The 24,256-nt window shown below is 69.9% G+C and carries 38 protein-coding genes; 19 read left to right on the top strand and 19 right to left on the bottom strand.

All coding sequences use genetic code 11. The features are described 5' to 3' along the window. Positions 1–73 precede the first annotated feature (73 nt). Genes D1350_RS22930 through D1350_RS22915 form a run of 4 tightly spaced genes read right to left on the bottom strand, consistent with a single transcriptional unit; the run spans position 74 to position 2,010 of the window. Positions 74–322, bottom strand: coding sequence for a hypothetical protein (locus tag D1350_RS22930; protein ID WP_125778382.1), 249 nt, complete (start codon positions 320–322; stop codon positions 74–76). A 3-nt stretch (positions 323–325) separates the two neighbouring features. Further along, complete coding sequence (locus D1350_RS22925) at positions 326–1,078, bottom strand: DUF8175 domain-containg protein (protein WP_125778381.1); 753 nt, start codon at positions 1,076–1,078, stop codon at positions 326–328. A 27-nt stretch (positions 1,079–1,105) separates the two neighbouring features. Continuing rightward, a complete protein-coding gene (locus D1350_RS22920; RefSeq protein WP_240644291.1) occupies positions 1,106–1,417 on the bottom strand; it encodes a hypothetical protein in 312 nt (103 codons plus the stop codon). A 14-nt stretch (positions 1,418–1,431) separates the two neighbouring features. Next, on the bottom strand, positions 1,432–2,010 hold the full coding sequence (locus tag D1350_RS22915; RefSeq protein WP_125778380.1) for a DUF6668 family protein: 579 nt from the start codon (positions 2,008–2,010) through the stop codon (positions 1,432–1,434). A gap of 218 nt (positions 2,011–2,228) precedes the next feature. On the opposite strand from D1350_RS22915, the gene D1350_RS22910 reads away from it, so the two are divergent. The 5 genes from D1350_RS22910 to D1350_RS22890 all read left to right on the top strand — a co-directional run bounded on the left by D1350_RS22910 (position 2,229) and on the right by D1350_RS22890 (position 6,063). After that, positions 2,229–2,492: a helix-turn-helix domain-containing protein gene (locus D1350_RS22910; protein WP_125778379.1), complete on the top strand. Its 264-nt coding sequence runs from the start codon at positions 2,229–2,231 to the stop codon at positions 2,490–2,492. Further along, complete coding sequence (locus tag D1350_RS22905) at positions 2,492–3,049, top strand: hypothetical protein (RefSeq protein WP_125778378.1); 558 nt, start codon at positions 2,492–2,494, stop codon at positions 3,047–3,049. The genes D1350_RS22910 and D1350_RS22905 overlap by 1 nt, the downstream gene beginning before the upstream one ends. A 2-nt stretch (positions 3,050–3,051) precedes the next feature. Further along, positions 3,052–4,104, top strand: a complete 1,053-nt coding sequence (locus D1350_RS22900; RefSeq protein ID WP_125778377.1) for a M23 family metallopeptidase — start codon at positions 3,052–3,054, stop codon at positions 4,102–4,104. A 19-nt stretch (positions 4,105–4,123) separates the two neighbouring features. Beyond that, the gene (locus D1350_RS22895) at positions 4,124–4,558 is read left to right on the top strand and encodes a hypothetical protein (RefSeq protein ID WP_125778376.1); all 435 of its coding nucleotides are present in this window, start codon (positions 4,124–4,126) and stop codon (positions 4,556–4,558) included. Positions 4,559–4,774: 216 nt separating this feature from the next. Further along, positions 4,775–6,063, top strand: a protein-coding gene (locus tag D1350_RS22890; protein ID WP_125778375.1) for an IS3 family transposase whose coding sequence is annotated in 2 segments (ribosomal slippage) — positions 4,775–5,048 and positions 5,048–6,063 — 1,290 coding nt in all. Because the reading frame shifts where the segments join, the coding sequence is not laid out codon by codon here. A gap of 418 nt (positions 6,064–6,481) precedes the next feature. On the opposite strand, the gene D1350_RS22885 is transcribed toward D1350_RS22890, so the two are convergent. The 8 genes from D1350_RS22885 to D1350_RS22855 all read right to left on the bottom strand — a co-directional run bounded on the left by D1350_RS22885 (position 6,482) and on the right by D1350_RS22855 (position 10,117). After that, the gene (locus D1350_RS22885) at positions 6,482–6,715 is read right to left on the bottom strand and encodes a hypothetical protein (RefSeq protein ID WP_125778374.1); all 234 of its coding nucleotides are present in this window, start codon (positions 6,713–6,715) and stop codon (positions 6,482–6,484) included. Then, the gene (locus D1350_RS22880; RefSeq protein WP_125778373.1) at positions 6,712–7,692 is read right to left on the bottom strand and encodes an ATP-dependent DNA ligase; all 981 of its coding nucleotides are present in this window, start codon (positions 7,690–7,692) and stop codon (positions 6,712–6,714) included. Before D1350_RS22880 ends, D1350_RS22885 begins: the two co-directional genes overlap by 4 nt. 188 nt (positions 7,693–7,880) lie before the next feature. After that, a complete protein-coding gene (locus D1350_RS23940; RefSeq protein ID WP_164545293.1) occupies positions 7,881–8,039 on the bottom strand; it encodes a hypothetical protein in 159 nt (52 codons plus the stop codon). Between the two features lie 169 nt (positions 8,040–8,208). Next, a complete protein-coding gene (locus D1350_RS22875; RefSeq protein WP_125778372.1) occupies positions 8,209–8,478 on the bottom strand; it encodes a hypothetical protein in 270 nt (89 codons plus the stop codon). A 65-nt stretch (positions 8,479–8,543) separates the two neighbouring features. Then, a complete protein-coding gene (locus D1350_RS22870) occupies positions 8,544–8,894 on the bottom strand; it encodes a hypothetical protein (RefSeq protein ID WP_125778371.1) in 351 nt (116 codons plus the stop codon). A 136-nt stretch (positions 8,895–9,030) separates the two neighbouring features. Next, positions 9,031–9,234, bottom strand: a complete 204-nt coding sequence (locus tag D1350_RS22865) for a hypothetical protein (RefSeq protein WP_125778370.1) — start codon at positions 9,232–9,234, stop codon at positions 9,031–9,033. Between the two features lie 4 nt (positions 9,235–9,238). Beyond that, positions 9,239–9,436 carry a hypothetical protein gene (locus D1350_RS22860; protein ID WP_125778369.1) on the bottom strand — a complete coding sequence of 66 codons (198 nt, stop codon included), beginning with the start codon at positions 9,434–9,436 and terminating at the stop codon, positions 9,239–9,241. 102 nt (positions 9,437–9,538) lie between these two features. Next, positions 9,539–10,117, bottom strand: a complete 579-nt coding sequence (locus tag D1350_RS22855; protein WP_125778368.1) for a hypothetical protein — start codon at positions 10,115–10,117, stop codon at positions 9,539–9,541. 210 nt (positions 10,118–10,327) lie between these two features. Here D1350_RS22855 and D1350_RS23935 point away from each other — a divergent pair, with 210 nt between their 5' ends. Next, positions 10,328–10,501, top strand: a complete 174-nt coding sequence (locus D1350_RS23935; protein ID WP_164545292.1) for a hypothetical protein — start codon at positions 10,328–10,330, stop codon at positions 10,499–10,501. Positions 10,502–10,649: 148 nt separating this feature from the next. Here the strand turns inward: D1350_RS23935 and D1350_RS22850 are convergent, their stop codons facing one another. Both D1350_RS22850 and D1350_RS22845 read right to left on the bottom strand, forming a co-directional pair. Further along, on the bottom strand, positions 10,650–11,345 hold the full coding sequence (locus D1350_RS22850; RefSeq protein WP_125778367.1) for a hypothetical protein: 696 nt from the start codon (positions 11,343–11,345) through the stop codon (positions 10,650–10,652). Between the two features lie 327 nt (positions 11,346–11,672). Further along, entirely contained in the window at positions 11,673–12,233 is a 561-nt protein-coding gene (locus D1350_RS22845; RefSeq protein WP_125778366.1) for a hypothetical protein, read from the bottom strand. Between the two features lie 158 nt (positions 12,234–12,391). Here D1350_RS22845 and D1350_RS22840 point away from each other — a divergent pair, with 158 nt between their 5' ends. The 3 genes from D1350_RS22840 to D1350_RS22830 all read left to right on the top strand — a co-directional run bounded on the left by D1350_RS22840 (position 12,392) and on the right by D1350_RS22830 (position 14,782). After that, positions 12,392–12,661 (top strand): hypothetical protein, encoded by a 270-nt coding sequence (locus D1350_RS22840; protein ID WP_125778365.1) that lies wholly within the window; start codon positions 12,392–12,394, stop codon positions 12,659–12,661. Between the two features lie 103 nt (positions 12,662–12,764). Then, positions 12,765–13,526, top strand: coding sequence for a DUF3800 domain-containing protein (locus D1350_RS22835; protein ID WP_206074651.1), 762 nt, complete (start codon positions 12,765–12,767; stop codon positions 13,524–13,526). 221 nt (positions 13,527–13,747) lie between these two features. Beyond that, positions 13,748–14,782, top strand: coding sequence for an NAD-dependent epimerase/dehydratase family protein (locus tag D1350_RS22830; RefSeq protein WP_125778364.1), 1,035 nt, complete (start codon positions 13,748–13,750; stop codon positions 14,780–14,782). Here D1350_RS22830 and D1350_RS22825 read toward each other — a convergent pair. From D1350_RS22825 to D1350_RS22815, 3 genes are read right to left on the bottom strand one after another with little or no spacing between them, the layout of a single operon-like run. Continuing rightward, entirely contained in the window at positions 14,756–16,225 is a 1,470-nt protein-coding gene (locus D1350_RS22825) for an NsdA family TPR-like regulatory protein (protein ID WP_125778363.1), read from the bottom strand. The genes D1350_RS22830 and D1350_RS22825 overlap by 27 nt on opposite strands. 21 nt (positions 16,226–16,246) lie before the next feature. Further along, positions 16,247–16,582 (bottom strand): type II toxin-antitoxin system PemK/MazF family toxin, encoded by a 336-nt coding sequence (locus D1350_RS22820; RefSeq protein ID WP_125778362.1) that lies wholly within the window; start codon positions 16,580–16,582, stop codon positions 16,247–16,249. Then, positions 16,579–16,830, bottom strand: coding sequence for a hypothetical protein (locus D1350_RS22815; protein WP_125778361.1), 252 nt, complete (start codon positions 16,828–16,830; stop codon positions 16,579–16,581). The genes D1350_RS22820 and D1350_RS22815 overlap by 4 nt, the downstream gene beginning before the upstream one ends. A gap of 270 nt (positions 16,831–17,100) precedes the next feature. Here D1350_RS22815 and D1350_RS22810 point away from each other — a divergent pair, with 270 nt between their 5' ends. From D1350_RS22810 to D1350_RS23920, 8 genes are all read left to right on the top strand, one after another. Then, positions 17,101–17,394: a hypothetical protein gene (locus D1350_RS22810; protein ID WP_125778360.1), complete on the top strand. Its 294-nt coding sequence runs from the start codon at positions 17,101–17,103 to the stop codon at positions 17,392–17,394. 20 nt (positions 17,395–17,414) lie between these two features. Then, a complete protein-coding gene (locus tag D1350_RS22805; protein ID WP_125778359.1) occupies positions 17,415–17,750 on the top strand; it encodes a hypothetical protein in 336 nt (111 codons plus the stop codon). Then, positions 17,747–18,847, top strand: a complete 1,101-nt coding sequence (locus tag D1350_RS22800; RefSeq protein WP_125778358.1) for an HAD family hydrolase — start codon at positions 17,747–17,749, stop codon at positions 18,845–18,847. Before D1350_RS22805 ends, D1350_RS22800 begins: the two co-directional genes overlap by 4 nt. A gap of 5 nt (positions 18,848–18,852) precedes the next feature. Next, the gene (locus tag D1350_RS23930) at positions 18,853–19,152 is read left to right on the top strand and encodes a hypothetical protein (RefSeq protein WP_164545291.1); all 300 of its coding nucleotides are present in this window, start codon (positions 18,853–18,855) and stop codon (positions 19,150–19,152) included. Further along, positions 19,149–19,502, top strand: a complete 354-nt coding sequence (locus tag D1350_RS23925; protein WP_164545290.1) for a hypothetical protein — start codon at positions 19,149–19,151, stop codon at positions 19,500–19,502. Before D1350_RS23930 ends, D1350_RS23925 begins: the two co-directional genes overlap by 4 nt. Positions 19,503–19,577: 75 nt before the next feature. Continuing rightward, a complete protein-coding gene (locus D1350_RS22790) occupies positions 19,578–19,802 on the top strand; it encodes a hypothetical protein (RefSeq protein WP_125778356.1) in 225 nt (74 codons plus the stop codon). 190 nt (positions 19,803–19,992) lie between these two features. Further along, a complete protein-coding gene (locus D1350_RS22785) occupies positions 19,993–21,900 on the top strand; it encodes a MarR family transcriptional regulator (RefSeq protein ID WP_125778355.1) in 1,908 nt (635 codons plus the stop codon). Between the two features lie 157 nt (positions 21,901–22,057). After that, complete coding sequence (locus D1350_RS23920; RefSeq protein WP_164545289.1) at positions 22,058–22,399, top strand: hypothetical protein; 342 nt, start codon at positions 22,058–22,060, stop codon at positions 22,397–22,399. Positions 22,400–22,521: 122 nt separating this feature from the next. Here D1350_RS23920 and D1350_RS22780 read toward each other — a convergent pair whose 3' ends face one another. Further along, the gene (locus D1350_RS22780) at positions 22,522–22,791 is read right to left on the bottom strand and encodes a Txe/YoeB family addiction module toxin (RefSeq protein WP_125778354.1); all 270 of its coding nucleotides are present in this window, start codon (positions 22,789–22,791) and stop codon (positions 22,522–22,524) included. Further along, complete coding sequence (locus D1350_RS22775) at positions 22,788–23,060, bottom strand: type II toxin-antitoxin system Phd/YefM family antitoxin (protein ID WP_164545288.1); 273 nt, start codon at positions 23,058–23,060, stop codon at positions 22,788–22,790. Before D1350_RS22775 ends, D1350_RS22780 begins: the two co-directional genes overlap by 4 nt. A gap of 148 nt (positions 23,061–23,208) precedes the next feature. On the opposite strand from D1350_RS22775, the gene D1350_RS23915 reads away from it, so the two are divergent. Together D1350_RS23915 and D1350_RS22770 are read left to right on the top strand one after the other, a co-directional pair. Further along, positions 23,209–23,385: a hypothetical protein gene (locus D1350_RS23915; RefSeq protein WP_164545287.1), complete on the top strand. Its 177-nt coding sequence runs from the start codon at positions 23,209–23,211 to the stop codon at positions 23,383–23,385. A gap of 155 nt (positions 23,386–23,540) precedes the next feature. Then, positions 23,541–24,209: a DUF4158 domain-containing protein gene (locus tag D1350_RS22770; protein WP_240644292.1), complete on the top strand. Its 669-nt coding sequence runs from the start codon at positions 23,541–23,543 to the stop codon at positions 24,207–24,209. The last annotated feature ends 47 nt before the right edge of the window (positions 24,210–24,256 follow it).

Raw genomic sequence — 24,256 nt, 5'->3', positions numbered from 1 at the left:
CCCGAAAAGGCAGCCATCAACGACCCAGAGCGGCGAAAATCACAAGAACACGCCTCCAAGGCTTGAACACGTCTCATTTGACTTGACAACTACCGGAGCGCGGATCAGACGCACCGGCCTCGATCAGCGACTCCCGCCCACCCGTCGAGGTCAGGTTCGGGGTGCCTACGTAGACCCACATCGTGCCCAGCGAGGCCACCATCGCGCCGGTGGCCTCGAGCACCGCGTTGGCAAGGTCGCCGATGGCGCCCGCGAACGCATCGGCCAGTCCTTCCCTCCCGTGGCACACGAGATTGAGGCCGCAGTCCTCGTTCTCCTCCATGGGTTATGCCTCTCCCCAACGCACGTAGCCAGTGGTGTTGGGTACCTGGGCGACGCGGAGCGGTTCGTCGACGTCGGTGTTCAGCTTCCAGTCGCCGTCGGCCCATGCGAGTTCATAGATGGCTGACAAGGTCACCGTCTGGCCACCAGACGCGACAGCGAAGGCGATGTCGACGCGCGCCGTGGTGCCGTCATAGTGGAGAATCCGGAACCCTTCGATCGCAGCTCGGGTGTCCGCCTGGCTGGCGTTCGTGCCGAGCTCGCTCAGGATCTCGTCGCGGTTCGCCCCCGGCGCGAGCGCGTAGTCAAGCCAAGCCGCGACGAACTGTTGATCGTTGACCGAGCCCGCCACAGACGCGTACGCGGCTGCGAAGAGCGCGCCTGTTGGGGTGCGCTGGTAGCAGTACCGGTAGCCCTCGGACGCGGTCTCCCCAGGGCCGGCCGCCGGGCTGACCGGGTAGGCGTACACATCCATGTACTCCCACGTCGCCTCGGGCGGAGTCGTGAGCCGACCCGTCATCTCAACGCCGGGCAGACCGCACACGCTCGCGTCTGCGGCGGGAGTCGCGGACGCGGAAGCTGTCGCCGTCGGACCGGTGTCCGACGGCGACGGCGACGGGTCCGGATCGTCGGTGAGCACGCCGATCCCGACCGCGATCCCGGTCAGGGCAATAAGCCCGACCGCCACACCGGCGATGACGAAAGACCTGCTGGCCATCGGGCTGCGGTCGGTTGCTGTGCCGTTCTCCTCGGTCATCGTGCCCCCTCAGGATGATGCGGATCGTCAGTACCCGGCGACGGACATGATGAGACCAACGGCGCCGCCAAGACCGATCGCGCACGCGATCGGCACCATCAGGGAGCCAAGGGCGTCCTGCGGGCCCTGCCCGCGGCGGTGCCCGACGGCGATCATGATGATCGCCACGATGATGCCGATGACACAGGCCACCAGGCCGATGCCCCTGAGCCAGGAGAAGAGGGTGCTCACGGGGCCCGCGACGCCCTCAGGCAGCGCCGGGTCGGGGTCAGGCAGGTCGAACGTGTCGGCCGGGAGGACCGCGGCCAAGTCAGCGGTGAGAGCAAGGATGTCGATCATCTGGATTCTCCGTTTCAGCGAGTGGCGCCGTCAGCGCCCGGGTACAGAAGGGTGTTGAGGTCCTTGACGAGGTTGCTGACCTCACGAGGAGCCGTCTCGATGGCGATCGGCTCGCCGAGCCGCCACGACTCGATCCACGGCAGCGTCCACGACCGCGGGTAGCCCCCCGCGACGACGCGCGACAGGTCGCGCAGTGGCTTGGGCAGACGACCCGGCGCATCCGCGATCACGACCAGGCCGAAGAGCTGGACGCGGGGGACCATCCGGGTCGCCCACTGGCGTGCAGCTGCCTGCGCGGCCGTCAGGCCACGCACGTTCGAGCGGGCCACGACGATGGCCGCGAGCCGCTCGTTGCTCGCCGCCGCCGGCCACGCGTGCCCAGCCTCAGCCCACAGCGGATCGAGCGCAGCAAGGCTCGACTCGCCGGCACCGCCGTGCGCTCCCACGATCCACAGCTCCGCGCGCCGGTCCGGCACCCGAAGGCGCAGCTGGTCGACGCCGTCGGGCACCGGCACCGCCGACTGTGGCCCGGTCGGGCCGGTCGCCGGGACGACACGGGTCGTCTCTGGTGGTGGTGTCGGCTGCGTGGTCACAGGCGAGCGCGTCAACCACGGATTCTCATATGTCATGTAGAGCCCCCTGGGTCGATAATGACGCCTATCACTTCGCTCTGTACCCAGAATACCGTTAACCACCGACAGGAGGCAACGATGTTTGACTCTGGTTCACAATCTCTCCGATCTGGTCACATGCGTTGGTGTTGTCCTACTCTGGTTGCATGGAACCGAGACACGAGCGGGGGCGATGACGCGTGACCGAGGAGAACCTCGACAAGCTGCTCGCCAACGTCGACCCCGTGCTGACCCCGGACGAGGTCGCGACCCTCCTGCGGATGGAGAAGGCCGCCGTCTACCGCTGGCTGAACAGCAAGTACCTGCCCGGCTCGAAGCTCGGCGGCCAGTGGCGCATCTTGCGCGACGACGTCCGCGACCTGCTCCGCGGCGGCTCGAACCAGCGCAGCGACCACGACGTGTCAGACACCAGTGGTACACCCGAGCCTGGAGGCCCCAACTGATGAGACAAACGAGCCTGGCCCTGAGCGCCGTCCTGCTGCTCAGCGCGTGCGCCCAAGGCGCAGCCCCCGCAGCCCGGGAGCCCACCGCCACGGCTAGCCCGGCCGCCACCCCTAGCGACAGCCCGTCGCCAAGCTTTCCCGACCCCACCGGGCACGTCCCTGCCCCGACCGGGATCGTCAACGAGGACACCGGACAGACCCAGGAGCCCTACGCCGTCCCCAGCTGGGACAGCGCATCGCAGACCAGCGCCGTCGACGCCGCCGTCGAGGCCCTGCGCGCGTTCGCACGACCCGACGCGGACCCCACGATGTGGTGGGCAGAGCTCGAACCGCACCTGACTGACCAGGCGGCGCACGACTACGCCTACGTCGACCCGGCCGCGATCCCCGCACGCGGGGTCACCGGTGCGGGCCAGATCGTCGACGACGCCAGCGCCTACGTCGCCGTGGTCGAGGTGCCGACCGACGTCGGCCCCTACCGCGTCACGGTCAGCCGGCAGGACGCCGCCGACCAGTGGCGCGTCGACCGGCTCACCCCGCCGGAGGGTCAGGGCTGAGCATGAAGCACACAGGGGGCGTGGTAGCGGCCGCCGTAGGGCTGCCGCTCATCTTGGTGACCGGCCTGCTCGGCGTCGTCGTCCTGAACGGCGAGGCCGTGGCCGCATGCAACCCGGGGGCAGGGCCGTCGTCCAGCGTGACGATCGACCCTGCCGCCGTCCCGGCCACGACCGTGGCCGGCTACAGCGGCGAACAGCTCGTCAACGCCGCCTACATACTCCGCGCCGGGCAGGACCTGGACCTCGGTGTGCGGGACCAGACCATCGGCGTCATGACCGCCATGGGCGAGTCGGGGCTGCGCATCCTCGACCACGGCGACGCCGTCGGACCCGACTCGCGCGGCCTGTTCCAACAGCGGGACAACGGAGCCTGGGGCTCCTACACCGACCGCATGGACCCCTACATCAGCGCGACGAACTTCTTCCGAGCCATGATGCGGATCGACGACCGCGACTCGCTCCCGCCGACGATCGTCGCCCACCGCACGCAGCGCAACGCCGACCCCTACCACTACGAGCGCTACTGGCCCGCGGCCGTCGAGGTTGTCGAGGCCCTGGTCGGCGTCGACACCGGCCTCAGCCCGGGCACCGGAGGCCAGGTCTGCACCGCGGGACCCCTCACCCCTGGCCAGGTCAGCACGACAGGATGGGCGGTCCCCGCCGCCGGACCGGTCACCAGCAGCTTCGGCATGCGTGTCCACCCCATCTACAAGGTCCTCCGGCTGCACGCCGGCACCGACCTGGGCGGCGGCGGCTGCAACGGACCGATCTGGGCCGCCCAGAACGGCGTCGTCGTGTTCGCCGGCTTCGACTCACGCGGCACCGGCGTGATCCGCCTCGACCACGGCTCAGGGGTCGAGACCTGGTACCTCCACGAACGAGCCGACGGCATCCTCGTCGACGTCGGCGACCACGTCACCGCCGGACAACAGATCGGCCGCGTCGGCGACTCAGGAGACTCCACCGCCTGCCACCTGCACTTCGAGGTCCACCTCGACGGGCAAGCCGTCGACCCAGAGCCCTACATGGCACAAGCCGGCGCCCCACTCCGTTAGTACCCACAGGAGGAAGCCCATGCCCCAGATGACCCCCGTACCCGTGTGGCCACGGATCCAGGCCACCACCCGACCCGACGGCAGCGGCGAGCTCACCATCAACGGCACCAGCCACGCGATCGAGACCACCCACCTCGAGGACGCACGCGCCACGATCCTCGAGCGCGTCGCCGACATCGCCGCCAAGCTCGGCCGACCTGTTCGTCTCGCCACAACCGGACCAGAAGGTGACTGGCCCCTGATCGTCCACCCCAACGGCACCGTCGAGGAGGACCCCGACGGCACGCCACGACCACGAGCGGTCGAAGAGCCCACCCGGATCGCCGAAGACACGGCTCCGCCCGTTCCAGTCGTTCCCCGGCTAGTCCGACCAGCGCTGACGGGAGTCGAGAAGATCCTCGCCCGTATCGAGGCAGAGCGGGCGGGAGCCCCCGTTCAGACATGCGAGAACTAGGTGCCAAGCCCAGCCCGCAGCACCAGGGCCGGCCGAGCGAGAATCGCTCGACCGGCCCTCGCCGTCACCCGACGGTGCTGCGCCGGGACTCGCGCACGAGTTCCAGTGCGAGCGAGGCCGCAACGACGGAGAGCTCGGCGCTGCTGCTCGTGACCCACGCGGTGAACCGGCCCGGGTTTGATGCCGCTGCTGTTTGAGTCCGGAAGGATGAACAGCATGCCGAAGAAGATCGATCCCCAGCTGCGTGCGAGGTGCGTGCGGCTGGTGCGTGAGCACCAGCAGGAGTACCCGACCCTGACCGCGGCAGTGGTCGCGGTTGCTCGTCAGGAAGGTGTCTCGAAGGAGTCGGTGCGGCGTTGGCTGGCCCAGGCCGACGTCGATGACGGGACCCGGCCCGGTGTCACCAGCGAGGAGTCCGCCGAGCTCAGGCGGTTGAAGGCCGAGGTCAAGCGGTTGCGGGAGGACAACGAGATCCTGCGGAAGGCCTCGATTTTCTTCGCGGGGGAGCTCGACCCCCGAAACCGCTGATCTGCGCGTTCATCGACGAGATGAGGGACCAGGGGTACGCAGTCGAGTCGATCCTGAGGGTCTTGCGTCAGCAGGGCCTACAGATCGCTGCGAGGACCTACCGGGCCTGGAAGCGCCCGACCCGGATCGCGGACCGCACGATCACCGACGCGGTGGTCGAGGACACCATCCGGGGCCTGGCGTGGACGTTCAACGAGGCCACGGGACGCAAGCAGATGACGCCGGAGGGCCTGTACGGACGACGGAAATGGCTCGCCCTGCTGCGCCGCCGGCACGGCCTGGCCGGCACGTCCCGCGGCGCGGTCGACCGGGCGATGCGCGCCCTGGGACTCGAGGGTGTTGTCCGGGCGAAGACACTACGCACCACCATCCCGAGCCCGGACGGGAAACGTGCCGGTGACCTGCTGGGCCGCGACTTCACGGCCCCTGCACCCAACCGTGTGTGGGTCACCGACTTCACCTACGTCCGCACCTGGGCCGGGTTCGTCTACGTCGCGTTCGTCCTGGACGTGTTCGCCCAGCGGATCGTGGGCTGGCACGCCAGCTCCAGCAAGAAGGTCGAGCTGGTCATGACCCCTTTGCGGATCGCCCTGTGGCAGCGCGAGAGGGAAGGAAACCCTGTTTCACCTGGGGATTTGATCCACCACAGCGATGCCGGATCTCAATACACGGCGATTCGCCTGACCGAGCACCTCGCCCTGGAAGGCATCACCCCGTCGATCGGGACCGTGGGCGACGCCTACGACAACGCCCTCATGGAAACCATCAACGGCCTGTTCAAAGCGGAATGCATCCGTACCACCGTGTTCCACGCCGGCCCCTACCGCACCCTCGCGGACGTCGAGTACGCGACCGCCGGCTGGGTCGACTGGTACAACAACCGGCGCCTCCACGGCTCTCTCGGGATGCTCACCCCGATAGAGTTCGAAACGCTCCACTACCAGGCACTCACCCGAGAGCCCGAACCCGCAAAGTAGCGGCACGGAACCCGGGCCGGTTCACGGCGACCAAGACGACCGCTACGACGGCCAGGGCGAGCCAGCCCCGGGCTGGATGTGGTTGTTCTAGACTCACGAGAGTCGTCTCCTTTCATCGATGCTGCGACGTGAGGGACAACCGGCCTCGACCTGCTGTAACAGGTCGGGGCCATTCCCTTGCCCGGATGGCACGAGATCCCTCGGCACGAGCCGAACGCACTACCTGCCCACGTGGTGGTGGACGAAGTTCTGTGCGGTGTTGCTGTGGTGGCTCGTGGTGTCCCCACGGTAGAGGCACCCACTAACACCCTCGGTGTGACGCGCGGCGCGAACCTCCCGGGACGGAGACGGTTCCCCGGTAGTTCCCGACCGTCTCGTCACCAGGAAGGTGCCCCTGACCTGGGATTTTGCCGTCGTTCTACCCGAAGTAGGCGAATGGCGAGATTGGTGGATCCTCGATGACGAAGTCCTCGTTCTCCAGGAGGTTCACCGCCTCGTGGAAGCCGTCGCTGACCGGTAGCCCTGCGTTCGTGCTGGTCAGATGTTTTTTCCGCGCAGCCGCACTCTCTTCCGCAAGATCCTCATACGCGTAGTCGAGCGCCGGGTTGTACTTGACCGTCAGCGGCGTGGCCAGAGTTGCCGCCTGCCTCAAGGAGGAGGTTGGACGGACGCGACCTCCGCCTCCGGCTGGACTCTGACGAATCGCAGCAGGTGGCGAAACCCGCGCCCATTCCATGCGGCATCCGCGCTGACCTCGACCACGATCGGCTCGACGAGGGTGAGCACGACGGGCCCGTTCTGAGCGTTGAAGCGACCGAACGCTCCCGGTGGAACCACGGCCGGCCACGGGTGCTCGCCGATCGGCGCGGTGAGCCACCGGGCGAGCCCTACGCGCGCGCCGGGGGAGAGAGGGCCGGTCCGGCCGACGATGCGGAGCCGACCGTCGACGGGCAGGCCGGCCACGACCTGCTGGGGCGCTTCGCGGGAGCCGATCACCGCCCCAGCGATGACGTCGAGGGTCGTCCGCCTCTTGACCTTCAGCCAGGCTCTCTCCCCGGCGGTGTAGCGCTGGGCGCCGCCTTTGACGACGAGGCCTTCGATGCCGGCGGCCGCGTACGTCTCGAACCACGTCACGGCCACGTCGCGCGATGCCGTGACGGGCGAGAGGTTCAGGGGCGGGCTCCAGCTGGCGGCGAGCTGCTCGAGGAGCGCGCGTCGCTCGTCGAACGGCAGAGGGCGCAGGTCGCGGCCGTCGACGGCCAGGAGGTCGAACACGGCGAGAGAAGCGGGCCGGGACCGGGACGCCGCGGCCGCCGTGCGCGGGCCACGGCCCATGCGCTCCTGGAGAGCCTCGAAGTCCAGCCGGCCCGCCGTCCACACGACGAGCTCGCCGTCGAGCGCGGCACCGGGCGCGAGCTGCGCCACCGCAGCCGCGGTGATCTCCGGGAAGGTAGCGCTGAGGTCGGTACCCCGGCGCGACCGCAGCGTCGCGCCCGCGTCCTCCCGCGTGACGACCGCACGGAAGCCATCCCACTTCGGCTCATACCGGCAGCCGCCCGGAAGGGCGCTGACCTCGGGGATGCGCTCGACCGCACGGGCGAGCGCGACCTGCGTCGGGCCGACAGCCATGGCTGGCCCCCTCCTCCTCTACCTCCAGAGTCGGATGCAGGAGCGCCGCACGCACGGGGGAGGCTCACCGGCGGCCGATGACGGCCAGCCCGCAGCACGAGGGCCGGTCGAGCGATTCTCGCTCGACCGGCCCTCGCCGTCACCCGACGGTCCTGCGACGACGGAGCGTCGCGGACCGAGCGCGCGTACTACTCCTCACCGTCCGGGTCCTGTCCGGGATCCGGCTCGGGAGCTTGTCGGGCGGCCCACGCGGCCTGGCGCTCGGCCCGCACGATCCGCAGGGCGTCAACGTATCGAACCTCAGGATGAGCGTTCATGTACTTCTTCGCGTCCTTGTCGCGGGACATGGGCTGCCTCCCTCCGCGCTCGGTGGGATCGCACTGGCCGAGGCGTGCTCGGCGTAATGGCGGGGGTGGAAATCACCGCGCGGATCCCTGGTGGCCAGCACCTTCTGACCGCCTACATCGAAGGTAGCCGGCGGATCGTCTTCGATGAAGCTGTGCCGAGGCCCCACGATCACCGTCTGCCGATGACGGCGTTGGCCCAGATCCAGGCCGAGTCGAGGTGGCCGTACTTGTCGACGTACCGGAGCCGGACGGCCTTGCGCGTCCAGGCCATCACGTCGCCGTCGACCTCGCGGTCGTCACCCCGCACGGTCACGATCCAGGCGCGCACCGGGATGGGACGCTCCGCCTCGACCACAGCCATGCCGTCCGGGGCGTACTGCCGGGGGTGCAGGCCGCGGGCAGTCTCGGGGAAGGGCGTGTTACCGGTCGGGCGACTCACCCGACCAGGATAGAACGCGCGTTCGAGTAATGACGTAACGTCGCTTACCGGCGGTCCGTTCAGCCCTAGTTGTCCGGGGTGTCATCGACGGCGAACAGGCGCCCGCCCAGGTCGTCGTCGCTGTACCGCCATAAGGGAAGCGGAAGATCGGGGTCGTTGTGCGGGCCGCGGAGCATTCGGTATCCGCCATCGCACGGTTCCCAAAGCCCTGCCTCGACCAGCAGGTCGATGTCCGCGGACATCTTCGACACATCACCGCACAGCTCAACGAGCGCTTCGTCGGTCGCAAAGGCCGTCCGGCCCGCCTGAGAGGTCCATGAGCCTGCGCGAACAAACAGCCCAGTGGCGGCCAGCCCGGCGGGGCCACGCAGCGGCTCAAGTTGGTGGATGTCGGTGTGCCAGTCGAACGTACCCATAAGCGCGATCCTTGCAGACGTCAGGGAGATGCGATGCGGGAGCGACGACGGTTCCCCCAGAAATCCTGAGCCGGCTCCACGAGGCTCGTCGCGCGCGCACTCGCGAATCTGCGGTGGACTCCCTTCGCGCCGGTCGTCAGTCCGCCGCGGGCACTCGACGAACGTCCACCTCAACGCGGTCGAGCAGGTCATGCTCTTCTATGGCGAAAGTCCCGCCGCTTGAAAGGAGGCGATGTTGCTCTGCCTCGGCTGCCTCGCGCGATGTGAACACAGCCTCGACCCTGCGCTTGTGCTGTTCGGGGTAGTAGGTGTCGAACAGGATGTAGACACTCCGGGCCATGGGTCTACGCCTCTCCTCTTGCCGCAATCCGGTCTGACGGCACGATGAAACTGATTCCCAGGAGCGCGTCGTCCTCGTCGTGGTGGAGCAGAAGCTTCTCGTCCGGATCGACGCCCAACTCCTTCCCTAGAGCGGCAAACTCCACGACTTCACGCCAGGTGAGCTTGTCATCGATCGCAAGGCGGATCTCTGCTGAGGTCATAGCGGGAGTCTGTCACGCCCGGTGCCCTTCGGGCTGGAGTGGCCCAAGCGCACCTTGGTGCTCGGGCCACCGCCGTGCCGGCCGCCCCGGCCGGGGAACAGGTCAGCCTCGCCAGCGGGCCTCGCCCGCAGCCTCCGCAGCCGATCGCGCGGCCTTCACACTGCCCGACGTCATCCCGAACGAGACGTTCGGTGAGAGCCCACCATGGTGGCGGTACGGGAACTCGGCGATGATCGCGGCGGCGATGAGCTCACCGTTGGAGACGTACCCGCCGAGGACTTTCTCAGCGAAGTGCTTGAGTCCGTAGCTGCCGGCGTCGGCGTTGATCGTCTTACGCCGCTCGATGTTCTGCTCCAGCCAGGCCCGCACCCGCGCGACGTTCTCGGCGCTCGAGCGCAGTTCGGTGCGCCACAGCTCGAACCGCTCTCGCCGCTCCTGCGGTGTCCCGGGATAGGGCCCCGCGCCCATGCCGTTGGAGTTCAGCAGCGGCTCTTGGAGCATGACCACCGCCAGACGCCGCTCGGAGTCGTCGGCAGAGAGCAGTTCCGACCAGGAACTGAACCCGGCTTCGCGGGCGAGCCGGTGCTGGATCTGCTGGAGCGTGTGCTTCGCGTCGCCGACGTTGCGGAGGGCCTTGAGGCGTTCCTTCGAGCGGTCCTTGAAGAAGCGGACGGTGTCCATGAGTTCTCACGTTCTGGCTCAATGCCCGTGCTTGCATGACGGTCGAGCCGAAGTCGTGATCTACGGATCGTCCAAGATGGGGTGCATGGACTGGCGAAGCCTTCGCGCAAGCTGCTGGCACGTCCGATGCCGATATGCACAGTTTACACCTTGGGCTCGACGGGCCACGAGGTTGAAGCCTCGGAGAAGGCACGACCTAGCCTGGGAGGCATGCTCGTCATCGCCACCATCGACACAGCCGCCAGCATCGCGGGCCACGAGGCCTCCCAGGCGCGCGAGCTCCACGCCGAGGCCGACACCTACGGGGCAGCCCTCACGACCATCGCCGACCAGGTGCCCGACGGCTGGAAGATCCTGCACTACCGCGTCCCCGGGCGCGGATGAACTTCACCTGGCCCGGATTTTGACCTGGGTGGTGCCGGGCGTAGCGTGCGGGCACCGCGCGCGAGCCGCTCGCAATCCCCTGGCCCCTCCTGATCTGGGGATCAACTGAGACCACGGCGTTTGGTGCAACGAGCAGCTCGCGCGCTGGTCACCCCACAGCTTCCCGAACGCGCTTGGCCGCGACCGCGGCCTGAACGGTGATCGCGCCGGCACGATCGCGCACAACCATGAACCGCTGGCCAGCCCCGTCCATCCTGGACCGGCGCACGACGGCGAGGCGCGCCTCGCGCAGCCAGAAGTCCCCACGACTCGCGCCGCCCCACTCCGCTCGCTCGACCCGCAGGCCCAGGGCCGCGCCTTCCCAGTCGGTCGGGCAGACGAGCGTCGCCTCCCGCTCTCGCGCCCGGGCCAGGAGCCGGCGCCGCTCCCCCGGCGTCAGGCGGACATCGGGGCCGGCGACGACGGTCTCAGCGCCGTCGACGAGAGCGGCCAGCACCGTGGCACCCTCCCCCCGCACGTCCGGCACCAGGGCCACACGCTCGAGGTCGACGCCTGCCTCGGCCAGAGCGATCCCCCCGAGCTGCGGCCACCCGACGACCACGGCCCATCGGCCTGCCTGCGTCGCACCGAGCAGCCAGCACAGCAGGCTCGCCGACCCCGCGACCGTCACCGCCGCCCCGCGCGGCAGCTCGCCGCCGGGCAGCAGGCCGGTCAGGGGAAGCGGCACGGCCGGGGCCAGAGTCACCCTCTCCTCGCGGTGCCGGACCCCTACCCTGCGCTCCGCAGAGCGCAGCGCAGCGCGAGCCTTCTCCAGGTCGCTCACCTCGGCCACACTCTCGAACATAAGTTCGATAATAGGTTGCAGGGCTTCGGCAGCACATGGCCGGTAGCCGTGGCGCCGCCACCACCACTACTCCCCCAGCATGTGGGCTCGCAGCCACGTCAGCGCCGCCCTGTGGCCGCCAACTGCGAGCACCGTGACGGCGAGTGCGATCCAGGGGTTACCGGTGAGGTCAAGGATGCATCTGAAGACGACCGGGGTCCCGACGATCTGGACCAGCTGGGTAGCAAGTCCAGTGATTAGGGATGCTGTGGTGCGTCGCTCAGGACGCCGATTCTTGGACATGCCGGCAGGGTCGCTGCAGGCGGGGGCTACGGTCGCGGTCTGAGCTCAACTGATTTCTGACCTCTTGGCTGCGGCCTCACGGGTGGCCTCGTAGCGGGCATAGGCGCTGGTGCACGAGGGGCAGACAGGCATCGTCTTCATGTGGTCCCGGTCTCGGGGCCTGGTCCTGACGCCATCCGGCATCCGGGCTCCGCACAGGGCGGTATAGCCGTGGTGGACGATGTGGGCCCAGCTCGTCGGCCACCGGTAGGTGTAGGCGCACTGGGGGTCCGTCAGCGGCGAGTCCCCGACGAAGGGACCATCGCGCCGCGCGATGTCCAGTGCCGTGTTGACGTTGCCGCTCTCCCTTCCCAGGATCTGCCCGACGTGCGCGACCCGCAGCGAGGGCGGGCAGACGTGGAGGATCAGGTACTCCGCACCTGTCGGGACGCTCGAGCCCGCGACGTGCTCGGGAGCGGCCCGCAGCGGGTTCTTCAGCACGTACCACCGCTCAGTCAGGACATGGGTGCCGGCGGCGTACGGGGTCGGGTCGAACGGCCGGGTGTGCCCGTTGTACAGCGGCAGCATCAGGATCGGCGCGCCACAGTCACGACATTCGGTCCGCATGCCATCTCCCCGTCGCTCAACTCGGATTCCCAGCGGTGACATCCTGCCCGAGCAGGCAGCGCGCGAGCATCCGGCAGCCACACGCGTCACCTCAACCAGCGCCCGCAGGCGCCGCCGATGGCCGCGCGGCGGGAGGTCGCCGAGCGTAGGGTCCGGGCATGGCATCGATTCGCGCGCGCTTCGACGCGCAGTGCCCGGTCTGCGGTGGCGTAATCCGGCGCCGCGAGATGATCACTTCGTGGACCGACCCCGATGGGAACGAGACCTGGGTCCACACCGAGCAGTGCGCCGATGTCGTCGGCGCAGACGTCTCCGACCGGATCCGCGCCACCTACCTTGAGAACCCGGCCGGACGCGCACGTGCCGGCCGAGAAGAGCCACGCCCCGCTCGGCGCACGCGTGCCAGCGGCCGCAGCGCCGGCCGATGAGCCGGCCGCCGGTCCGCGCCCAACGCCGTCGGGCAGGGGCGCGGCCGGGTCTCCCCCCCGCAACAATGCATGAGTCCCGTGGCCAGTGTCGGTGTACGTTCACGTGGTGCATCTGGCCTACGTCGACGACTCTGGGGACTCGCGCCACGGGACCACCCTCTCCGCCCTCATCGTCGAGGATCAGCATTGGTCAGGCCTGCTAGAGGCATGGCTCCAGGGTCGGCGAGCGATCCACAAGGAGTTCGGTGTCCCGAAGAATCGCGAACTGCACTCGACCGAGCTGTACAAGGGGCGCGGGGCGCTGTGCGAGACGGCGGCTCAGAACGCCCGATTCACGCAAAGGTCACGAGCGGCGGCCGGCCGAATCATGCTCGCCGAGCTGGGGCGCTTCGAGCACTTCGACATCGCCACCATCGCGACGAGCGAGGTGCGCAAACCCCTCGTATACGCGAAGTTCATCGCCTGGCTCGAGGACTGGGCCGCCGCCAGGAACACCCACCTCATGGTGTTCTACGACGGCCAGCAGGGCCTGGCCGCGCCCGACAGCGAGCCGACGCCCGAAGAACTCACCGAACTGTGGACCACCGCGGTCCGAAACGCGGGCCCATACCGCAAGGTGCACCGCGAGCTGGAACTGAGCTCCCGCCGGATCGTCGAGGACGTGATCATGCAGGACTCACAGTTCTCACAGCTGATCCAGGCAGCGGACCTGATCGCCTACGGCGCGTACCAGAAGCACCGCCAGAGCCACCCGGAGATCTGGCGCGGCCCGGGCAGCCCGAGCGTGGACGCGATCCGCGCCTACATGCGCCTGCGTCCTCGCTGGTCACCGGACTCGGACCACGGCGTCCACTGGCTCGGCTAGCCGTCAACGCAAGAACCCCTGACCAGAAGGCCAGGGGTCCGCGAGAGCAGGGCCCCGTGTTCGGCACGATGGCCTAATGGGGTCCTGCAAGCACCAACCTTAACCGGTTTACGTTCTGGGGTCGAGGGCGACTTGCTCACACTGCGGCGAAACGCCGCCCTGGCCACGACGCTACGTCGCGAGCCTAGATAGCGTCCGCGCGGCCAGGGAGGATGGGCGCCATGCGAATCCTGATCCTGGGCGGCACGTGGTTCCTCGGTAAGCAGTTGGTCCTCGACGCCCTCCAGCGCGGGTGGGAGGTCACGACCTTCACGCGCGGGCGCTCGGGTACTCCACCAGAGGGTGCCGAGCACATCGTCGGCGATCGAACCGATGTCGACGACCTGCACCGGCTCGCCCAAGCGGGACCATGGGACGCGACGATCGACACCTCGGCCTACGACCCGTGGAGCGTCCTGACGGTCCTGCAGACGCTCGGCGAGGGGGCGGGGCGGTACGTGCTGCTCTCCACGGTCTCCGCCTATCAGTCCTGGCCCGTGCGGCAGGTCTCCGAGACCTCGCCCCTGTGGCGATCGCGCATCGACGCCCGGGAGACCGATCCCGACGTGGCCGAGCTCGAGCCGCGGTTCCAGTACGGCATGCTCAAAGCAGGGTGCGAGATGGCGGCCCAGACCGCCCCCGGAGGGACGCTGATCCTGCGCCCCGGGGTGATCCTCGGGCCCGGCGAGTACACCGGTCGGATGCTCACGCTCTTCGACCGGGCGCGACGTGGCGGGCGGTGGCTCCTGACCGACCCGGACCGGCGGATCCAGCCAGTCGACGTGCGCGACGTCGCGACGTTCGCTCTGGACCGCGTCGAGGACGGCTCGACGGGCGCCTACAACGTCGTCGCCCCGCAGCTCGGCCACGCCACCTATCGGGATCTGATCACCGCCTGCCTGGAAGTCACCGACGGGACCGCCGAGCCGGTGTGGGTCGCCTGGCCGTGGCTGCGCGAGCAGGACGTCAAGCAGTGGACGGAGATCCCGCTGTGGCGGGTCGACGTCGGGACCTGGGAAGTCGACCACCGAAAGGCGGCGGCCGCCGGCCTGGTCTGCCGGCCCCTGGCCAAGACGATCGCCGACACCTGGGCCGACTACCAGGAGCGGCCGCCGGTCGAGCACTCGCGCCAGGCCGAGCACGGCATGGACCCCGCCAAGGAGGCACACCTCCTGGCGAAGTGGGACCAGCTACAGCGCCGCGCCGCCCGCGGCTAGGGTCCGGTGCTCGGTCGCCTCGGCGACGAAACCGCCGATCTGCTCGTGCATGCTCGCCGCCGCCGCCGACTCGGACCAGGTACCCGCGGTCAGCGCGGCCGCCAGGCCGTCGAGCCGAGAAGTGAGACCGAAGCGGCGCTGCGGGACCGGCGTGTTCCACACCGGGACCAGGGCGTCGGCGGCCCCGTCGAGGTCGGCTGCAGCCAGCCGTGCGATGGCCAGATCGACGCGGGCGCGCCCGGTCACCCCGGTCGCCGCCTCCTCCTGCTCGACCACCGCGGCCAGGCGGGTGGCGGCCGCGGCCGCGTCGCCGGCGGTGACCAGCGCCGTGCCCGCGCACATCTCGTGCCGGGCCGACTCCCAGCCGAGCTCGCCGCCGATCTCGTCGTGCAGCTCGTCGGCCCCCTCGGACCCGAACGCGTCGTCTGCTGCGGCCAGCGCGGCCGTCACCTGCTTGCGGTCCCCCATCAGCGCCCACGCGCGAGCCCGGATGGCCTCGAGGCGCGCCGTCGCGGCGCCCGCCGGAGCGTGCGGCAGGGCCGCCTCGATCATGCCCACGGCCTCGGCGGGCCGGTCGTCCCAGTACGCGAGCAGCCCGGCGAACCCGGCCGCCCACGCTGCCAGGCCGGTGTGGCCCGCGAGGTCCGCGTAGCGGTCGGCTGCCTGAGTCTGCGCGACAGCGGCCGACGACTGCCCCAGGTCGAAGCTCGCGCCGGCCAGCAGCGCGCACGACATCCCCGCCGCGAGGTAGAGGTCGGCCTGTTGGGAGGGGTGCTTGGTCTGAGCGAGCATCTGGAACGCGACGTCGCGGGTCTGTCGCGCCTGGCCGAGCATTACTGCCGGCGACGTCGAGGCGTACGCCTGGGAGAGGGTACGGATCTGGTCGTGCATCATCTGGATTCCTCTTGGGTCGATCTTCGCCGTCACCGACACGAGGTGTGCCCACGTCTCGCGGGCGGTGTGGTTGGCCGCCTCGGCCACCACGTCGGACACCCCAGCGCTGTTGAGCCCAGGCTCCCACGTCACCAGACCACCCACAGCCGCGCCGGTGTCGGCCGTGCGGATCGCCCCGACGAGGTCGCGCTCGGCGGGAGAGAAGGCCGCGAGGTCGTGCTCGTCGACCAGGTGGGCGACGGTGCAGTCGGGCCCGAAGACCAGGACCAGACCCGCCAGCGCCTCCAGCGAGGGCCGGGACGATCGAGCGGCGACCGGCCAGGACTCCCACCGCGAGATCCGCGACTCGTCGATCCTCGCGCCGGGGTTGCGGACCATGAACTCCTGGGCGAGCCGCCACTGGTCCCAGCCCATGGCGTACCGCCACGCGGTGCGTGGCCGCACACCCCACCGGCGGCCCATCTCGGCCGCGATCTGGTCCGTCCGTAGTCCCTTGGCGCGCAGCTGTGCACGCAGCTCGTCCCGCCTGGCCTTCTCGCTCCGTGCCATCAGTCGCCCCCTGCGATCCTGTCAGCGCTTCGACGCCGTGAGCCGGCACAGGACACCCTGCACCTGGTCGACCACTTCCGGCGCGTACGCGCCCCCGTCGACGCGCCGGATCCTGCCCAGCGCGACCGACTGCACCTGCTCGCACACAGCGACCTCCGGTGGGGAGAGGTCCGGGTTCAGCCGTACGTGCGTTGCCCAGTCTCGGTCGATATCGACGACCGGAACGACGATCGCGACCCGCACGGCCTCGTGCTGCACGTTGTGCGACAGGACGAGCCACGGCCGCTCCCCCGCCCCCCGGCCAGAGCTGGCCAGCGCGATCCAGACCCGATCACCCCGAGCGATCGGCCGGTTCACCGGCCGGCTCCCTCGATGCGGGCGACATACGTCTCGGTGTCGGACAGGCCAACACCGTCGACGTCATCCGACTGACGTCGGTACGCCTCATCGGGGACCTGTGCGGCGACCTGAGACCAGAACTGGCCCTGCTCGCGCTCGTCGAGCAGCATCTCCACCGCCCGGCCGAGCCCGACGCCGTGTGCATCCGCGTACTCGCGCAGCCGTCGATGGACGTCCCTGTCGATCTTGATCGTCGTCGTCGGCATACCCACCACGCTACCGCAAGGTATACCCCGGGGTATACCTATTCGCCGAAGATCGGGTGGCGGACGGATCGCTGGGTGCGCAGAAACTTGTACCCGGAGACAAGTTTCTGCACCCCTCAGTACCGTGCCCTGGATGTTTTTGCAGGTCAGAGCGCATTTCGGGCCGGGCGCGAAAGTTTGCATCGTCAGGGGGGTCGTTGCCCTCCCTCCCCCAGCACGCTGTGACCCGGTGGGCGCGACCCCGCGCCCCGGACACCGCAGGGGGACCACATGACACCGACCACGGTCGCGTCGAGCACGCTCGACGCCCTCCTGGACGACGTCGGCACGATCTTGCGCACGGCGGGCACGCAGCTCGTCGGGTCGCTCACTCTGTCGCGCAACGTCCTGTCGATCCAGCCCACCCGCCTGGACCAGGGCCAGGTGCTCGCCGACGCGCTCGGTCTGGAGACCGCGATCGAGCAGACCGCCGTCGTACCACCCATCACCGACTGGAGCGGCACCATCGGAGGCCTGGAGGTCCACGTACGCGGGACTCGGTCCCGGGCTGGAGCCGTCGTATGACCGGGCACCGGACCGCGACCATGGAACCGCGACTGACCGACCTGGCCGGGATGCTCCACTTCGCCAGCCACGGCACCGATCCGGTCGTGACGGGCATGAGCGTCAGCGTCGAGACCTCAGAGAGCCTGTGCGACGGCCCCGCGGCCGAGAACCTCCTCCTGGAGGTCTTCGCCGCCGGCCCCGTCGAGGCGGCTCTGTTCGCCCAGCAGCACGCGCTGACGCCGGCACCGCACCTGGCAGCACGGCTGCGCCGGGGCACGCAGATGTGGACCGGCTGGATCAGCAGAGCCACCACCTCCACCCCCGTCCGGTGCGTGCTCTACGCCCCTGGCCCGTCCTCAAGGACCGACTCATGACCGCTACCCGCCCGACCGCCGTCGGCTACACCAGCGCTCCTACCGACCGCGCCCGCCGGCGCCAGCTCGCCATGATCGAGACCCACGCCGAGCGCGAAGGCATGGCCCTGGCCGATGTCGTCCACGACCACCCCGAGCGCGTCACGCTCAGCGAGCTGGGCGACGTCGCTGCACGGCACGCCGCACAGTGGATCCTCCTGCCGCCCGCTGTCGGCCTGGCCGACCGGCCCAGCCGGGTGCCCGAGAAACTGGAGCACATCGACGCCGCGTGCGTCGTAGTGACCGACCCGGACGCCTGGATGCTCGCCCTTGACATCGACGGCACCCTGACCGGCGAGGGCGAGCGCGACGTGCCCGAAGAGTCGGCCAGCGCGGTCCTCGCCGCCCACGAGGCCGGGCATCACCTCGTGCTCGCCACCGGCCGCTCCCTCGTCGGCGCCCTGCCCGTCGCGGCCGCGCTCGGCCTCGACGACGGATGGATCGTCGCCTCCAACGGCGCGCTGACCGCCCGGATCGACCCCACGGCCCCCGGTGGCTACCGCATCGAGGACGCTCAGACCCTCGACCCCGAGCGCGTCGTCCGACTCGCGCGCGACCTCGAGCCCGCCGTCCGCGTCGGCGTCGAAGAAATCGGCTGGGGATACCGGGTGACCGAGCGGTTCGCCGACCACGAGGTCAACGGCCGCCAGCGCGTCGTCGACGACGACGCCGAGCTCTGGGACATGCCCTCCCCCCGCGTCATCCTGGCGGCGCCCGCCGCCGCGCCCAGGCTCGCCGGCGCAGTCACCATGGCCGGGCTCACCGCCAACATCGCGAACGCCGGATGGGTCGACGTCACCCCCACCGACCTCTCGAAGGCCACCGCCCTGGAGAAGATCCGCCAGCGCCTCGCCGTCCCACGGACCCAGACCCTCGCGATCGACGATGGGACGAACGGCATCCCCATGCTCCGCTGGGCGCACCGCGGCGTGGCCATGGGCCACGCCGGCGCGCAGGTCCGCGAAGCAGCGGATGAGGTAACCGGCACCCTCGCCGAGCACGGCGCGGCCGCCGCGATCCGATCCCTTCTGACCGCTCTCGTCCCCGCATCGAGGTGATCGCCATGACCGCGAGCAGCGGCACCATCACCTTCGCCGTCCAGTCCGCTACCGAACGCGGCACGCCGATCCCGGGCTCCCAGACTCACCACATCGACGCCCAGGACTTCGAGGACGCCGTCCGTCGCTTCCTGCGCCGCCAGGGCATCGACGCCGTCCCCACGCACGTCCCTGACGCCGGCGTCTGGCAGGCACAGACCCCCACACACGGGTCGGTCTTCGTCCGCGCCGTCCGGACCCGCCCGCCGCTGGTCGCCAGCTCGACCGGCCGGTGGCTGCCCTTTCCCCGACAAGGAGAACGATGATGACTCCGTCCGCTCCCCCGGCCAACCTGGCCCAGCAGATCCGCGCCACCGTTGAGGAGTGGCACCCCGGCACCCCGCTTCTGGCCGTGCGCGTCACGCTCACCGGCACGGGCCCCAGCCTCGCCACCTGCGAGCTGTGGACCAGCGAAGCCGCCGGCCCCTGGACCCGCCGCTCCGAGCTGCCCGACGGCGTCGGAGCCACCATGCTCGACGTCGAGAGCGCCGCCGTGCTCGCTGGCTACGCCATCGACCTCACCAACGAGTTCAGCAACGGACCGCGGGCCCGCTGGCGCCACGACGCCAACGGCAACGTGTACACGCTCGGCATCACCCGGCCCACCTACCGGTGACCGGACCCGACTCGGACCGACGACACGGCGTGTCGGTCGTTTTTGCCACAGGAAACGTGTGGAAGAGTGCAGGCCATGGCAGCAGCACGGCGCAAGAGCGAGGGAACAGGACGGCCTCAGGGGCGTCCCTACCTGGGCGAACGTGCCCAGGTCGCAACGCGACTGCCCAAGCCCCAGGCGAACGCGCTCAAGGCGCGAGCAGCGGCGAGCGGGCTGAGCATCACGGACTACATCGCGGCCGTGCTCTCCGAGCACCTAGAACGGAACGAAGGGCCGGTGATGCTCGACATCTCGGCCTGACAGGCAGGAAAAGCAGATCGGCCCGCCCCCCGAGGGGGACGGGCCGAGTCCAAGAAGTTCATCACCCTGATGTTGGTTTGGCGGCCGGCTCGGGTGAGGAGCTTCATTCGGTGGTGCGCCCGATTGGCGTACCTGCGTCTGGAAGCAACTGTAACTGATGGCGCTAGCGCAAGCACATACCCTCCGCGACGTGTCGCGCGCGGTCGGTTCGACGACGACCTCCCAGGCCACCCCGGCCGAGGAGTGGCGCGCGTGCGCCGCGCTGCTCGCGGGCACGCCCAAGGTCCGGATCGGGACCCCCCGCCGCGGCTCGGTGCAGTACCTGAGCCGCAACGAGCGAAACCTCACCGACACGCTCCCCCAGGCCCCGGCCGCCGTGCGCGTCTACGGCCCTGACGGGGCGTGCGCGGCGCTGTGCCTCGACCTGGACGCCTCCCTCGGCGACGTCGACACCGACGAGCGCCGCCTGGTGGCCTGGCTGGTCGAGTGCGGCGCCCGCGTCGTCACCGACCGGGCCCCCACCGGCGGGCGGCACGTCTACGTGCCGCTCGCCGAGCGGCTGGGCCACGCCGAGGCCCGCGAGATCGTCGAGGCGCTGGCCAAGAAGTTCCGCACCATCGACCCCGGACCGCACCGCTCCCTGACGACCGGGTGCATCCGCCCGCCCGGCGCCCGGCACAAGTCCGGTGGCCACCAGCGCCTGACGATGAGCCTCAGCGCCGCCTACGACGTCCTGCGCCGCCGCAACGGGGCCGACGTCGTCCAGGCCCTGCAGGTCCGCCTGCGCCCGCAGATCGCCGCCTGGCGGGCCGCCCAGACCCTCACCGCCGTCCCCGCACCGCCCCGCCCCGCCGCTGGCGAGAGCCAGGCGACCGGGGAGCTGCCCGACGGCGCCCGCCGCGGCCTGTCCCGCCGGATCCACCTGATCGCCCGAGAGGCGACCTGGGACCCGTCCCGCTACAGCACGGGCTCGGAGGCCCGGTTCGCCGTGCTGTGCGCGGCCGCGGCCGCCGGCTGGCAGCTCGCCGACGTCGTCGCCCGCGTCGAGACGGGCCGCTGGCCAGGCCTCGCCTCCCTGTACCAGCGCTACCGCGCAGGAAGCCGCACCGCTCTGTCACGCGACTGGCTCAGGGCCTGCGCTTTTACCGCCGACACCACGTGGCGCGGGGCCACGTCCGCGCAGATCAGCGTCCCCGGCGAGGCAGGGAATCCCACTGTCCGCAGATCCAACACAAGCGCCCCTGAACCACACGGGGGGCAGGGAGAGGTTCCTCCAAGGACCCTCCCGGCCGAGGACGAGCACGCCTTCATCCGGACCTGGCGCGCGGCCCTTCGCACAACCGAGACCCACCGCCTGCCCGGCCGCCGCTGGTACGTGGGCAGGTTCGTCCTGCGGGCCCTCGGGGAGGCCGCACACAAGACCGGTGACCGGGTGGTGGCCTTCGGAGTCCGGTCGCTCGCCGTGGCCACCGGCGTCGACCACACCACCGTGGCGGCCGCGCTGCACCAGCTCGCCGATGCCGGGTGGATCGACCGCCTCGAGGAAGGCCGCGGAGCCGAGGCCGACACCTGGGTCCTGACCCTGCCGACCGACCTGCAGCAGAGCGCCGGCGTCCTGCGCTGGGACCGCGGCAAGGCGCACGCGCTGCGCCCCGCGTTCCGCGAGCTAGGAGTCGTGTCAGCCCTGGTGTTCGAGGCCGTCGAGCAGCAGCGCGCCAGCACCACCACCGACCTGGTCGCCGTCACCGGGATCAGCCGCTCAGCCGTGCACGAGGCCGTGACCATCCTCGAAGCCTGGGACCTGCTCACCCGAGACGACCACGGCGCCCTCATCGCACACCCCGGCCGGCTCCTGGCCGTCGCCGAGCACCTCGACGTCCTGGACGCCGTCGTCGCCCAGATCGCCCGCTACCGCGCCCAGCGCGCCGCGTGGCACGCCATCCTTGAGGCCCGCTCGACCCTGCACGCCCCCGAGTGGACCGACCCCGACTACTGGGAACCCGACCAGGACGACGACCCCTGGTGGCCCGACGACGCCCCACCAGCAGAATGGACCCTCCTGGACCTGGCCGAGCACGTCCAGGCCGCTGCTTCCTGAACCACGGCGGCTGAGTAACTGAGCACCCGAAGGCGTCAGGAGTAGTCGCCGACGAGCGTGACGACTACGCGGGCGATCAGCTCGCCCCCTCGCGGGAGCCCGGTACCGAGACCCTGCCTCGCTCGTGCGAGTTTCGGCAGTCCGGGATCATGGCCGGATGGAGATCACCACGCAGATCCTCGACGACCCCGAGCTGATGGCAGCCTACGTCGAAGGCTGCCAGCGGATCCTCCACGACGAGGACCGTGCAGCCGCCGACCGGGCGAACGCCGGCTGCGCCCTCGCCTTCCTGGCAACCCTCCCCGCCGGCAGCGTGCCATCGTGGGGCACCCTGCCGGCCGAGCTACCGGCGGAGCTCACCGAGGCGTGGACGACGGCGTTCGACGACCAGGCCGACGACAACGACCGTGCGACCGCCGCCCGCATGCTCTACGACGGCCTGGCCCGCGCCGAGCTGACGCGGGCCGGCGAGGAGATCCTGCGCCGCGAGCTCGGCTGACCCCGTGATGCACGATGGCCCCGGCCGCTGGGGGCCGGGGCCATCACGTTCCTCGCCACGTTCGTGTGCTGGATCCGCTTCGCGGACAGGGTCTGCCGACGCGGTGGGGCGCCGGCAGACCCTCAGGAGTAGTGCCCGGCGCAGCCCACGATCAGCAGCACCTCGACGCCGTCGGGCAGCCGCGTCACGGTGTAGACCAGCCGGTGCTCCTGCGTGATGCGCCGACTCCAGTACCCCGACCAGTCCCCCCGCAACCGCTCAGGCTTGCCGATCCCCGCCTCCGGGTCCCGAGCCGCGTCGTCGATGATCCTGTTCACCCGACGCAGCCCTGCCCGGTCAGACGCCCAACCCCGGTACTCCTCGAGCGCCCCCGGGGTGAACGCGACGATCACGCGATCTTGTCCGCGTCGATCAGTTCGGCCCTCACCAGCTGCGACGTGTCGCCTGCAGCGATCGCACGGATATCAGCGAGCATCCGCCCCGCATTCGGAAGGCTCGCCACGTGCAGCGTCTCCGCGATCTGCGCCCACTCCGACGCAGAGACCAGGACCGCGTCACCAGCCTTGGACGTGATCGTGACCACGTCCGCGTCATCGTTCACCCGTGCGATCAGGCCGAACAGCTGGCCGCGTGCCGCCGTGGCCGTGACAGTGGTACCCATCGAACCCTCCCTAAAAACGTCCGTGAAACCGGTACGGAACACGTACAGGATTACTGTACATGGTGGTAGGTTCGTGGAGACAGCAGCGGGGCCCCGCTGGGCAAGAGCGAGGCCCCGTGACACTGCGATCATCAGGAGAGACGATCACATGGGCAAGCCTAAGCCTACGCCGTACGACCCCAGGAACGTCTTTAGCCGGGCACTCGCGGAGGAGATCGAGGCAAAACGCGAGAGCCTGTCCGCAGAGGACAAGAAGAAGCTCGCTGACGAGCTCAACGGCGGGCAGAACCTGGGCATCATCGACAAGATCCTCCGCGGCAAGTAGCCACCAGTTCACAGACGACGAGGGCCGGCCCTGTCGGGCTAGCCCTCGTGTCGTTCGGGGTTGAGTAGCCCGCGCGTGATGGTTGGCGCTAAGCCGGATTGGTGCGGTTGAGGGGCTCGGTCCGGGGCGGGCAGATCCGTAGGGTCTGCGCCGTGATGGAGACGCAGAAGTTGAGCATTGACCGGTTGGGGCGTTTCGATTCGGAGCCGTCGAGGCCGGATCTGGAGCGGTTCTTCTTCCTGGACGATGAGGATCGTCGGCTGATCGACAAGCGGCGGGGTGATCACAACCGGCTGGGGTTCGCGCTGCAGCTGACGACGGTCCGGTATGTGGGCGCGTTCCTGCCGGACCCGCTGGAGGTGCCGTGGTCGGTGGTGGAGTATCTGGCTGGGCAGCTCGGGCTCGCGGACTCGTCGGTGGTCAAGCGGTACACCGATCGGGCGAAGACGGCGTACGAGCACGCGTGGGAGATCCAGGCCGCGCACGGTTGGCGGGACTTCTTCCGCGACGAGCAGGTGCGGGCCCGGTTCGGGGAGTTCCTGGAGCATCGGGCTTGGACTCACACCGAGTCCCGGTACGCGCTGTTCGCGCAGGCCGTGGCGTGGCTACGGCGCCACCAGGTGCTGCTGTTCTCCGGGCGGGAGCTGATGCGTCGTGTGGTGGCCGCGATCGAGCAGGCCCGGGAGCGCACTAACCGGCTGGTGGCCGAGGCCGCACAGTCCGCGGACGACCAGATGCCGGGTCGGCTGCGGAGCCTGCTGGCGGTCCCGGTCGGTCCCTATCCGCCAGACTTCCGTGAGACCCCGGTCCTGGTGAGTTCGTAGGCTGGGGGCAGCAACGGAGATCGGATTTATGAGCAAGGACAGCAAGG

Origin of the sequence: Antribacter gilvus, assembly GCF_003946865.1 — a bacterium.
Lineage (GTDB): Bacteria > Actinomycetota > Actinomycetes > Actinomycetales > Cellulomonadaceae > Antribacter > Antribacter gilvus.
The sequence above is the reverse complement of the archived record's forward strand: the minus strand, read 5'-3'. Positions and strand labels throughout refer to the sequence as shown.